Source organism: Candidatus Margulisiibacteriota bacterium (assembly GCA_041650635.1).
Classification (GTDB): Bacteria; Margulisbacteria; WOR-1; order JAKLHX01; family JBAZKV01; genus JBAZKV01.
Genome location: JBAZKV010000002.1, coordinates 101,339 through 111,911, shown reverse-complemented (window position 1 = coordinate 111,911; position 10,573 = coordinate 101,339). Strand labels below are relative to the sequence as shown.

Here is a 10,573-nt window from a genome sequence, read left to right as displayed (position 1 = left end):
GCAGGTTCGGCGATCCCGAGACGCAGGCTGTGCTTCCGAGGTTGAAAACCGATCTTGCGGATATTATCGAGGCGGTCATTGACGAAAGGCTGTCGCAGGTTACTATTGAGTGGGACAAAAAGTCCTCGGTCTGCGTGGTGATGGCTTCAGGCGGATATCCCGGCAAATACGGCAAAGGGTTCATTGTCGAAGGGCTGGATGCTGCAGCGGCCATGAAGGATGTTGTCGTGTTCCACGCTGGGACCTCCTCGGCGGGCTGCGGCACGGTCACTTCGGGAGGCAGAGTGCTTGGCGTTACGGGGCTCGGTGGCTCGGTCAAAGACGCCGTTGATAATGCTTATGCGGCGGTCGCAAAGATAAAATTCGAGGATATGTATTTTCGCAGGGACATAGGAGCAAAAGCCCTCAAATGCAGATAGTTCTTGCGACTTCAAATAAGGACAAGGTCAGGGAAATAGGGAAGATCCTGGACATAAAAGGTTTAAAAATAGCCTCTCTTTCGGATTTCCCCAAAAAGATAAAAGTGTCGGAGAACGGAAGGACCTTCAAAGAGAACGCGGTAAAAAAAGCAAGAGCAGTGGAGAAGGAACTCGGGCTTGTTTCTATCGCGGATGACAGCGGGCTCTGTGTTAACGCGCTCAACAAAAAACCGGGGGTAAGGTCTGCCAGGTTCGTTGCTCCTCCCGCCACCCCAAAAAGGTTGTGCGAAAAACTTCTGCGCGTGATGAAAGGGTTCCCCGAAGGTAAAAGGACCGCTTGTTTTGTTTGCGCCGTTGCCATTGCAAGGCCCGGGAAAAAGATCAAGACGATCGAAGGAAAGGTCAAAGGAAGTATTATCTGTCAGTTAAAAGGAAAGCGCGGTTTCGGATATGACCCTGTCTTTGTTCCTTTCGGGACCCATAAAACTTTTGCCCAGATATCAACGGCTCAAAAGAACAGAATATCGCACAGGGGCATCGCTTTTAGAAGAACGCGCAAGTATCTGTTATCTATTCTTGAAAAAAAATAAGGCGGTTCATCTCCCGGATAAGTTCGTTCCAGTATTTCTGGTCTCCCCATTTGGGAAAGCTCTGTTCAAAGTGTGGCTCCCCCTTTTGAACGGAGCACCAGGCGGCAAAATGGACCATCCTCATTATCCTGAGCGCGGGTATCAGGTCAAGTTCCGATAAGTCGAATTTTCTAAAAGTTTGATAACCTTTTAAAAAAAGCTCGATCTCTTTTCTGCAGTTCTCCTCTTTGTCGGGGAGAAGCATCCACAGGTCCTGTACGGCAGGCCCGGTGCAGATATCGTCAAAGTCTATGACATATACGCCTTCCTGCGGTCGATGAATGAAGTTGCCGCGGTGGATATCTCCATGGATCAGGAACAGCTCTCTGTCATTAAAGAGAGGATCAAAGGCTTCGATAAACGCGCGGGCTGCCTTTTCCAGAGGTGCTTTATAGTCGGGCAGGACGGTCCCGCCGGAAAGGAGGGTCTTAAGATGTGCCTCGGTGGCCTTTTGCGGGCGCCAGACGGCGCGCTGGGCAGAGCTTTTTTTTTGGGTTGCAAGGTGCATCCTGCCGATGATGCGGCCTGTCTCCTCCCATCTTTCGTCGCTGAACTCATCCAGCGCCCTGCCTCCCATCCTCGGGGACAGCGTAAAATAGATGCCGTCAAACCGGAACAGGGACCTTCCTTTAGCCTTTATGGGAGCTATCACGGGAAGGTCCAGTTCCTTAAGATGGGACAAAAGGTCCTGCTCCTCCTGTATAGTATCGCTGTCCCATCTGCCCGGGCGGTAGAACTTGGCAATATAGCGCTGCTTTGTTTTAGAGTCCTCCAGCTCAAATACCCTGTTGATGTAGCTGTTCCTTTTTAGGCAGAAACCATTGAGAGTCTTCCCCGTTTCTTTTTCTGCAGCGGAAATGACCGCTTCATGCGTTAATTTTGCCCAGATATCCTTCATGTCCAAATGATAGCACGCCCCAGGTGTTATAATTAATTCGGACGGGGAGTTCCTCGACTAAATGTTGCTTGCTCGTGACGGGGAGTGGCGCAGCTTGGTAGCGCACCTGCTTTGGGAGCAGGGGGTCGCAGGTTCGAATCCTGTCTCCCCGATCTAAGAAAGAGCAAAGTCGGGCCGTAGCGCAGCTTGGTAGCGCGCACGCTTGGGGTGCGTGAGGTCACGGGTTCAAATCCCGTCGGCCCGATGTTATACTTTCTTTAAGCTTGCACCGAGCGGAGCAAGCGGGAGTAACTCAGCGGTAGAGTTCCTGCCTTCCAAGCAGGATGTCGAGGGTTCGAATCCCTTCTCCCGCTCTTTTTTTGTTGGGCGGAGTCGAAGTGTCCTTCGACTCACTTCGTTCGCTCAGGACGAGTCCCCGTAGCCCCTCGACAGGCTCGGGGCTTATAGGATGGAATATGTTTGTGCGGTGTAGAATGAACACTGAGCGAGCATAGCGAGTCGAAGTGTCCCCGTAGCTCAGCTGGATAGAGCAACAGCCTTCTAAGCTGTAGGCCGGGCGTTCGAATCGCCCCGGGGACGAAATGCGCGGTGGCTATAGTGTAACGGTAGCACGACGGGTTGTGGTCCCGTTAGTCCGGGTTCAAATCCCGATAGCCACCCCAGACTCACAAAAGCATATCCATTATTACTTAGCCTAATAAAGTATTTGTGAGTCTCCTTGTCCTCGTCCTTGTCCTTTAATGGTGTATGCTTTTGTTCGTAGGACAAGGTCAAGAACAAGGACAAGGAAAGAATGCCATTTGTTTTTGAAAAATCCCCGGTTTACAAAGTTTCATTTCGGTTTAATTCTGACATATCCTCACTACTAGACTACTAGAAGAAATCCCCGACAAGAACAATCAATCGGTCAAAGATCAATTAAGCAGAGCTTCCATGTCTGACCTTACCCCCAAAATCAAAGAGAATCCTTAAGGAGCAACAGGTGTAGGAGCGTTCTTGGTGCCTTCCACCCAGTCGGCAGGTGTTTTCCAATCCGCTTCGGAAGTTGACGCAAAATAGACTATTATGTCCCCGCCGGCCTCAAGTTGTTCAAGCTGCGGCAGCTCATATGTGTAAAAGACCCTGTTTGACTTGGCGCCTTCAACAAAGCACCGCGCTTCCGGGGTAAGACCCGTTGATCGCCTTATTAAAGGCGCAAGATCAGTATATCTTTGTGAGTACTGTCCCCAGATGGTGTCTGCCTGAGCAAAGGTCACTGGATGGGGATCTGTGTAGGAATAGGTGACGCCTTCAATGGTCAATGTTACAGTACCTCCCGAGGCAGAGGCTCTCTCATACCAGAACTCATCGTTCATCCTTATATAAGAAGGGAACTGCATCGAAGAAGCTGTGGCAGTTCCTTCGTCCCAGATGGCTTTGTTGAAAGGCGTTGAACCTGTATCCGAGTTTATGGCATCGATCACCCTTGCAAGGTTTGCTCGGTTGGGATAAAGGGACCAGAAACCCATGTGGACCCGTGTGCCGGTCCTAAAGACCAGAGGGTCCAGGGCCTGCGCTTCGCAGAACAGGCTCAGTGTCAGGCTTGGGGAAGAGGTCAGGGAGATCTTTTCGACAGGGTCGGTGAAGAACGGTTTTGTAGAAGGTCCCGGAGCAAAGACCCCGCAGCCAAAAAAGAACGGCAGCAGGAGTAATGCCAGAACAGGGCGGAGTCTATTTATGGCTTTGAGCATTCCTGTGCGGCCGCGACTTGGCACTGGCTACGATTCCTTTATCTTCTTTTCCAGAAAATCAGCCAGCACCAGCGTTATGGACAGGATTATAGGGCCAAAGAATATTCCGGCGGGCCCCAGAAGTATTATGCCTCCGAAGGCGCTGAAAAAAACAAGCAGGGAATGCAGCCGGGCTTTTCCTCCTATTATCAGCGGCCTTAGCACATTGTCGATGAGCCCCACCACAAAAGCCCCCCACAAAAAGAGGAACACAGCGCTCAGGAACTGTCCGTGCAGGAACAGATAGACGACAGCGGGGAACCAGATCACAGGCGCTCCGAGAAAAGGTATCATGGCCAGCAGGGCCATCGCACAGCCCCAAAGGACGGGAGACTCCAGGCCCAGCATGGCAAAGCCCAATCCTCCGATGAACCCCTGGACCATGGCTACCACTACCACGCCGAACACCGTGGCATAAATGGTGTCCCTGATCTTGTTAAGGACCGTGTCGGTCTCATGTTTCTTGAACGGGGAAAGGGCATGAGTCCTGTCAAGCAGAGAAGAGGAATCCCTTAGGACAAAGAATATTGTTATGAGCACCACAAATATCTCTACCAGGAACCAGATTATGTTCTTAATCGTAGAAAAAGCCTGGGCGGCAAAATACGAGGCCGTTCTTTGGGCGGTTTCATTAATGCCTGCTATTACTTCCGAAGCGCCGGGCAGGGACCTTGCGGCCTCGGCGAGCCTGCCTACATATTCCGGGCTGTAGCTGCCCCTCATGAGCAGGAGAAGATCGGTAAGCTCTTTGTAGATCTCGTAGGTTAAGAATATGAGAGGCGCCACAAACACGGCTATAAGAGTGAGCACGCTTACCGAAGCGCCGAATGTCCTCGACCTTGAGACCGAACTGACCCACTTGTACATGGGGTATACCAGGATGGAGCCTATGAACGCGACCCCGATCGGCTTAAAGAACGGCCTCAGCAGAAGCAGAAAAAGGAGCGTCGATATCACCAGAAGCGCTATAAAGGTGGCTGTCCTGTAATGATCGCTTTTTATCATGGCAATATTCTAGCACTAATGGCGTTCGTATGGTATATAATAATTACAGCCGCGGTTTTTGGCAGGCAACTCTTCAAATAAGGCAAGGACAATGAAGCCGACCAGCATCAGAACAAGAATAATCTACTCCTTTCTGCTTGTTATAACTATGCTTGCTCTGCTAGTGGGTATTTTTGGCGCCTATGTGATCAACAGCAACATAGTCGGCAGAGAGCAGAAGCAGATGGTCAGCGATATTACGATAGCGCGCAAATTCTATAATGCAGAGATAGAAAAGCTCAAAGATGTCTTCTCTTTTATGGGAGAACCAAGCGACCTCAAAAGCATCAGGATAAAACTCAGGCTGGACTACCTTGATATAGTTAAACGCTCCGAACTGCCCTCTGTCAAAAGCGAGATAGTAAAACGGGCCTTTGAGACGGGGGCTTCTGCCGGAGGCACCAGGATAATCGATAAGGACGAACTGAAAAAGATGGGTGCAGAGCTTTATGAAAGGGCAAGAATGCCGCTGGTCAACACCCCCATGGCACTGCCTACCGAAAGAAAAGAGCTTGAAAACGCCATGGCCATAGGCTGTGCATCTCCTTTATCTTATGATAGCGCGGGTAAAGTGGATAAGGTGATCTACGGCGGAAGGCTTCTTAACAGGGACCTTCAGCTTGTGGATGCAGTGCGCGGCTATGTTTTTGAGGAACAGCTCTACAAAGGAAAACCTTTGGGCACGGTCACCATTTTTCAGGACGATGTCAGGATCGCGACCAATGTCCTTGACCGTCAGGGCAGCAGAGCCCTGGGGACCCGCATCTCAAAAGATGTTTACGAAAGGGTGGCGGTAAAGGGCGGCAGGTGGTTTGACAGGGCCTTTGTCGTTACCGACTGGTATCTTACCGCGTATGAGCCTATCAGGGACATAGAAGGAAAGGTCATCGGTATCCTTTATGTGGGGACGCTTGAAGAGCCTTTCAGGGACATGAAGAGGAACATTCTTATCATGTTCCTGGGAATAGTGGCAGTGGCATCCGTCTTTGCCGCTCTTCTTGCGTTCTTTCTCGAGTTTTCCATGACACGGCCCATCGACAGAATGCTGGAGGCTACCGAAAAGATCTCGGGAGGGGACCTTGCTTTCAGGGTAATGACAAGAACGCCGATAAAAGAACTTAACAAGTTCGCGAGGTCTTTCAACCTTATGGCCGTGCAGTTGTCCGAAAGGGAAAGAACTCTCAAGGATTCTAACATCAGGTACCTTGACCTTGTCGGATTTGTTTCGCACGAACTCAAGGGCATTCTTGCCTCTACAATGCTGCACGCCTACAGCGTCAGGGACGGTTTCCTGGGGATGATCAATTTTAAGCAGAGAAAAGCCCTCGATTCCGTGGTAAAGAACCTGGAGTATTTTGACTCTACAGTAAAGAACTTTCTCAACCTGTCCAGGATAGAAAAGGACGAGATGCCCGTGAACAGGACCGATCTTCTCCTGGGCGAGGACCTGCTGGACCAGAGCGTTCAGGAATTTTTTAAACCGGCCGCAGAAAAGAGTATCGTGATAGAGAACAACATAGCGAGGGGGATAAAGGTCCGTGCGGACTTCAATCTGATGCAGATCGTTGCCAACAATCTTGTCGGAAATGCCGTCAAATACGGCTCCGCCAATGGCAAAGTGTCCCTTAACTGCGTTCAAGAAAGTGATAGAATAAAAGTAGAGGTCTATAACGATGGAAAACCGCTGACCGGCGAAGAAACACAGAGGCTGTTCAAAAGGTTTTCCAGGCTGGACAATCCGGAGACCAAAAAGAATAAAGGCACCGGGCTCGGGCTGTTCATATCCAGGCAGATAATTGAAAAGCACGGCGGCAGCATCCGGGTGGAGTCCAGAGACAACGGCAATTCGTTCATTTTTGAAATAGCGCAAAACAGCTGAAGGAGGCCAGATGGCGACTCCGATCGAAATAGTAAAAAAGAAAAGGGCGGAAGCCATAAACAGGATAGTTGGCAAGGGTTTCCTTTCCACAAAAAGGGTCTATGTCGGGATGGCGACCTGCGAGATAGCGGCAGGGTCTAAAGAAGTTATGGAGATCTTTAAAAACGCGGCTTCAAAAGGGCAGCTTGACATGTACCTGAGCCAGAAGGGCTGCGCCGGCAGATGCAACCTTGAACCCACCGTAGAAGTGGTGGAAGAAGGAAAGATCCCCGTAAAATACGGAAAGGTGACGGCCGAGAGGGCAAAAGAAATAATCGAGCGTCACATAAAGGGCGGGGAAGTTATCAGCGAATGGGTGATCAAATAAATGGCGAGAAAATTCAATCTAACCTTGTGCGACGGGACTTCGTGCATCCAAAAAGAATCTAAAAAGATCAAGGAACTGATCGAAAAAGAGATAGAAGCCAGAGGGCTTTCGGGAAAGGTGACTTTTAACCTTTCCGGCTGTCTGGGAATGTGTTCAAAGGGGCCGATCCTCATCGTTAATCCGGGTTATACGGTCTACGGCAACCTCAAGCCCGAGGATGTTAAGAAGATATTTGATGAGCATATCATCCTCAAAAAGCCCGTGGCAGAGCTTACTATCCAGACAGACCATCTTTATAACAGGTTCTTCAGGGTTTTTGGGGATGTTAACTTTTTTGGGCGGCAGATGAGGATAGCGCTGCGCAACTGCGGGGTTATAGACCCGGAAAATATTGACGATTATCTTTCGGTGCGCGGATATGAAGCCTTGGCAAAGGTGCTGACCGACATGAAAAGCGAGGAAGTGGTTGCGGAAGTCAGAAAATCCGGGCTGCGGGGACGCGGGGGAGCAGGATTTCCCACCGGCATAAAGTGGGAACTTACCGCCAGGCAAAAGAACGACATCAAGTATGTCATCTGCAATGCGGACGAAGGCGATCCGGGAGCGTTCATGGACAGGAGCATGATAGAGGGCGATCCCCACAGCGTTCTTGAAGGGATAATAATAGGCGGATATGCTATAGGCGCCACAAAAGGCATTATCTACATCAGGGCAGAATACCCTCTTGCGATAAAAAGAATAGAAAAAGCAATAGAACAGGCATATCAGGAAGGCTTTCTAGGGAAGAACATACTGGGCTCGGGATTTTCTTTTGATGTAGAGATACGGCTCGGGGCGGGAGCCTTTGTCTGCGGCGAAGAAACCGCACTCATGCATTCGATAGAGGGCTCGCGCGGAATGCCCAGGCCCAGGCCGCCGTATCCTTCTGTTGAGGGACTTTTTGGAAAACCGACCTGCATCAATAATGTGGAGACCTGGTCCAATATCCCGGTGATAATCCTTGACGGGGCCGACTGGTTCTCTTCGATAGGCGTGGGCAAAAGCAAAGGCACAAAGGTGTTCGCGCTTGCGGGCAACATAAAGAACACAGGGCTGGTAGAGGTCCCGATGGGGACAACTTTAAGGCAGATCATCTACGATATCGGAGGAGGCATCCCCGGCAACAAAAAGTTCAAGGCGGTTCAGACGGGAGGCCCGTCCGGAGGCTGTCTTCCCGAAGAATTCCTGGACACGCCCATAGATTACGAGTCGCTGCAGAAAGCCGGCTCCATCATGGGTTCGGGCGGCATGATAGTTATAGACGAGAACAGCTGCATGGTCAATATAGCAAAATACTTCCTTGAATTTACCCAGAACGAATCCTGCGGCAAGTGCACTCCGTGCCGCGAAGGCACCAAGAGGATGCTTGAAATACTGACCAGAATAACGGAGGGCAAAGGGCAGGAAGGCGATATTGAAAAACTTGAGAGGCTTGGCACCATGATAACAAAGGCCTCGCTCTGCGGACTGGGGCAGAACGCTCCCAATCCGGTACTGAGCACCATAAAAAACTTCAGGGCTGAGTATGAAGAGCATATCAGGGACAAAAAATGCAGGGCCAGGGTCTGCACTTACATGATGAACTATACGATAAACGAAAAATGCACGGGCTGCGGGGCCTGCCGCAGGGCCTGTCCGGTCAATGCTATATCGGGCAGCCCAAAAAACAGGCACGAGATAGACCAGAGCCTCTGCATAAAATGCGGGCAGTGCTACAAGATCTGCAAATTTAGTGCGATAGACAGGACATAAGGTAATGGCAAAGATAAAAGTTTTTATTAACGACAAACCGTATGAGGTTGAAGACAACCAGACCATAATGCAGGCTGCCGATACGGTCGGGTTCAAAATACCGAGGCTCTGCTACCATCCGAGGCTTTCCATAGAAGGGGCCTGCCGGGTCTGTATTGTTGAGGTCTATGGACAGAAAAATTATGTGGCCTCTTGCTCTTTCCCTGTCGCCGACGGGATGAAGATCTATACCGAAACAAAGGAACTGCGCAGGGCAAGAAGGGATATAGTGGAGCTTATCCTGGACAACCATCCGCAGGACTGCCACACCTGCGAAAGGGACAGCAACTGTGAATTGCAGAGGCTTGCCTACTCTATGGGGATAAAGAAAAGGCATTTTGAGGGCGAGAGAAAGAAATACCAGAAAGATGTTTCTTCGACTTCAGTTGTAAGGGACCCCAACAAGTGCATCCTTTGCGGCAGGTGCGTGCGCATCTGCTCCGAACTGCAAAAGGTGAGCGCCTTAGGACACGCGCACAGAGGCTTTAAGACCGTTGTCATGCCCGCTTACGACCTGCCTTTTACCGAAACGGTCTGCACCGCCTGCGGGCAGTGCATAAATGTCTGTCCCACGGCCGCATTTGTGGAAAAGAACTATACGCAGGATGTTTTTGAAAAGCTTGACGACAAATCTCTTCTGAAAGCGGTGCAGATAGCGCCCTCGGTAAGGGCTGCCATTGGAGAGGCTTTTGGGCTGCCGCCCGGGACCAACATGGAAAAACAACTGGCCGCGGCAATGCGCAAGCTGGGCTTTGACTATGTTTTTGACACCCAGTTCGGAGCCGACCTTACGATAATGGAGGAAGCAAGCGAATTCCTTGAAAGGCTCCAGGGCAAAGGCAAACTGCCTATGATAACTTCCTGTTCCGCCGCTTGGATGAAATGCATGGAACAGTTCCACCCTGATCTTATAGATAACATTTCTACTTGCAAGTCGCCAATGTCAATGATGGGAGCCCTGCTTAAGACCTATTTTCCCGCAAAACTTAAAAGAGAACCAAAAGAGGTCTTCAGCGTTGCAGTAATGTGCTGTACGGCTAAAAAGTATGAATCGGCCAGACCTGAATTGGTTGTTGACGGTCTTAGAGGGGTTGATACGGTCATCACCACCAGAGAAGCTGCCTGGATGATAAAATCCGTGGGCATAGACCTAGTCAATATTAAAGGAGAGGAATTTGACGCTCCTCTGGGCCTTTCTTCCGGAGCGGGCGCGATATTCGGGACCACCGGCGGGGTTATGGAAGCCGCCATCAGGACCGCCTATGAGCTTTATACCGGGGAGACTCTCGTCAATATAGAAGTGGATGGCATAAGGGGAATGAAAGGGATCAAAGAAGGAAAACTCATGATGGACGGCAAGGAAATAAGAGTAGCGGTGGCCCACGGGCTGGGCAATGCCGCAGATCTTCTTGATATTGCCAGAAAAGAGCCCGACAGGTTCCATTTTATAGAAATAATGGGATGCCCCGGTGGTTGCATAGGCGGGGGAGGACAGCCTTATTCAGGTATCAACTCAATCCCGCTTGACGAAGCCTGTCTGGCAAAAAGAGCGCAGGCGCTTTATGACCTTGACAGGAACAAGACGATAAGACGGAGCCATGAAAATCCTGACATACAAAGGGTCTATAAGGATTTTCTCGGAAGGCCGCTTTCTCCTATGGCGCACAAACTTCTGCATACTCATTATGCCAAAAAGGAGCCGAGAGGCATAATAAGCCGCAACATAAAGGCAAGATAA

9 protein-coding genes and 5 tRNA genes are annotated in these 10,573 nt (G+C 50.4%); 11 read left to right on the top strand and 3 right to left on the bottom strand.

The window, feature by feature from the left end; translation table 11 throughout:
- Both WC490_00980 and rdgB read left to right on the top strand, forming a co-directional pair.
- A partial coding sequence (locus WC490_00980; GenBank protein ID MFA5097182.1) for a phosphoribosylglycinamide synthetase C domain-containing protein occupies positions 1 to 419 on the top strand: 419 nt, incomplete at its 5' end.
- The gene (gene rdgB / locus WC490_00975) at positions 410 to 1,009 is read left to right on the top strand and encodes an RdgB/HAM1 family non-canonical purine NTP pyrophosphatase (protein ID MFA5097181.1); all 600 of its coding nucleotides are present in this window, start codon (positions 410 to 412) and stop codon (positions 1,007 to 1,009) included. The genes WC490_00980 and rdgB, both read left to right, overlap by 10 nt.
- On the opposite strand, the gene WC490_00970 is transcribed toward rdgB, so the two are convergent.
- Entirely contained in the window at positions 990 to 1,946 is a 957-nt protein-coding gene (locus tag WC490_00970; GenBank protein ID MFA5097180.1) for a serine/threonine protein kinase, read from the bottom strand. The two genes, rdgB and WC490_00970, sit on opposite strands and share 20 nt — an antisense overlap.
- Before the next feature lie 78 nt (positions 1,947 to 2,024).
- On the opposite strand from WC490_00970, the gene WC490_00965 reads away from it, so the two are divergent.
- From WC490_00965 to WC490_00945, 5 genes are all read left to right on the top strand, one after another.
- Positions 2,025 to 2,098 (top strand) — tRNA-Pro (locus tag WC490_00965).
- 18 nt (positions 2,099 to 2,116) lie between these two features.
- Positions 2,117 to 2,190 (top strand) — tRNA-Pro (locus WC490_00960).
- 37 nt (positions 2,191 to 2,227) lie between these two features.
- Positions 2,228 to 2,299: transfer RNA gene (locus tag WC490_00955), tRNA-Gly, on the top strand.
- A gap of 152 nt (positions 2,300 to 2,451) precedes the next feature.
- Positions 2,452 to 2,525, top strand: a tRNA-Arg gene (locus WC490_00950).
- Positions 2,526 to 2,534: 9 nt separating this feature from the next.
- Positions 2,535 to 2,608, top strand: a tRNA-His gene (locus WC490_00945).
- A 306-nt stretch (positions 2,609 to 2,914) separates the two neighbouring features.
- Here the strand turns inward: WC490_00945 and WC490_00940 are convergent.
- Both WC490_00940 and WC490_00935 read right to left on the bottom strand, forming a co-directional pair.
- Positions 2,915 to 3,676 carry a hypothetical protein gene (locus WC490_00940; GenBank protein ID MFA5097179.1) on the bottom strand — a complete coding sequence of 254 codons (762 nt, stop codon included), beginning with the start codon at positions 3,674 to 3,676 and terminating at the stop codon, positions 2,915 to 2,917.
- 27 nt (positions 3,677 to 3,703) lie between these two features.
- A complete protein-coding gene (locus WC490_00935) occupies positions 3,704 to 4,720 on the bottom strand; it encodes an AI-2E family transporter (protein MFA5097178.1) in 1,017 nt (338 codons plus the stop codon).
- A 91-nt stretch (positions 4,721 to 4,811) separates the two neighbouring features.
- On the opposite strand from WC490_00935, the gene WC490_00930 reads away from it, so the two are divergent.
- The 4 genes from WC490_00930 to WC490_00915 are packed head-to-tail and all read left to right on the top strand — an operon-like array spanning position 4,812 to position 10,573.
- Positions 4,812 to 6,638 (top strand): cache domain-containing protein, encoded by a 1,827-nt coding sequence (locus WC490_00930; protein MFA5097177.1) that lies wholly within the window; start codon positions 4,812 to 4,814, stop codon positions 6,636 to 6,638.
- A 10-nt stretch (positions 6,639 to 6,648) separates the two neighbouring features.
- On the top strand, positions 6,649 to 7,005 hold the full coding sequence (locus WC490_00925; protein MFA5097176.1) for a (2Fe-2S) ferredoxin domain-containing protein: 357 nt from the start codon (positions 6,649 to 6,651) through the stop codon (positions 7,003 to 7,005).
- Positions 7,006 to 8,796: an NADH-quinone oxidoreductase subunit NuoF gene (gene nuoF, locus WC490_00920; protein ID MFA5097175.1), complete on the top strand. Its 1,791-nt coding sequence runs from the start codon at positions 7,006 to 7,008 to the stop codon at positions 8,794 to 8,796. It abuts the gene before it with no gap.
- Positions 8,797 to 8,800: 4 nt separating this feature from the next.
- Positions 8,801 to 10,573, top strand: a complete 1,773-nt coding sequence (locus WC490_00915; GenBank protein ID MFA5097174.1) for an NADH-dependent [FeFe] hydrogenase, group A6 — start codon at positions 8,801 to 8,803, stop codon at positions 10,571 to 10,573.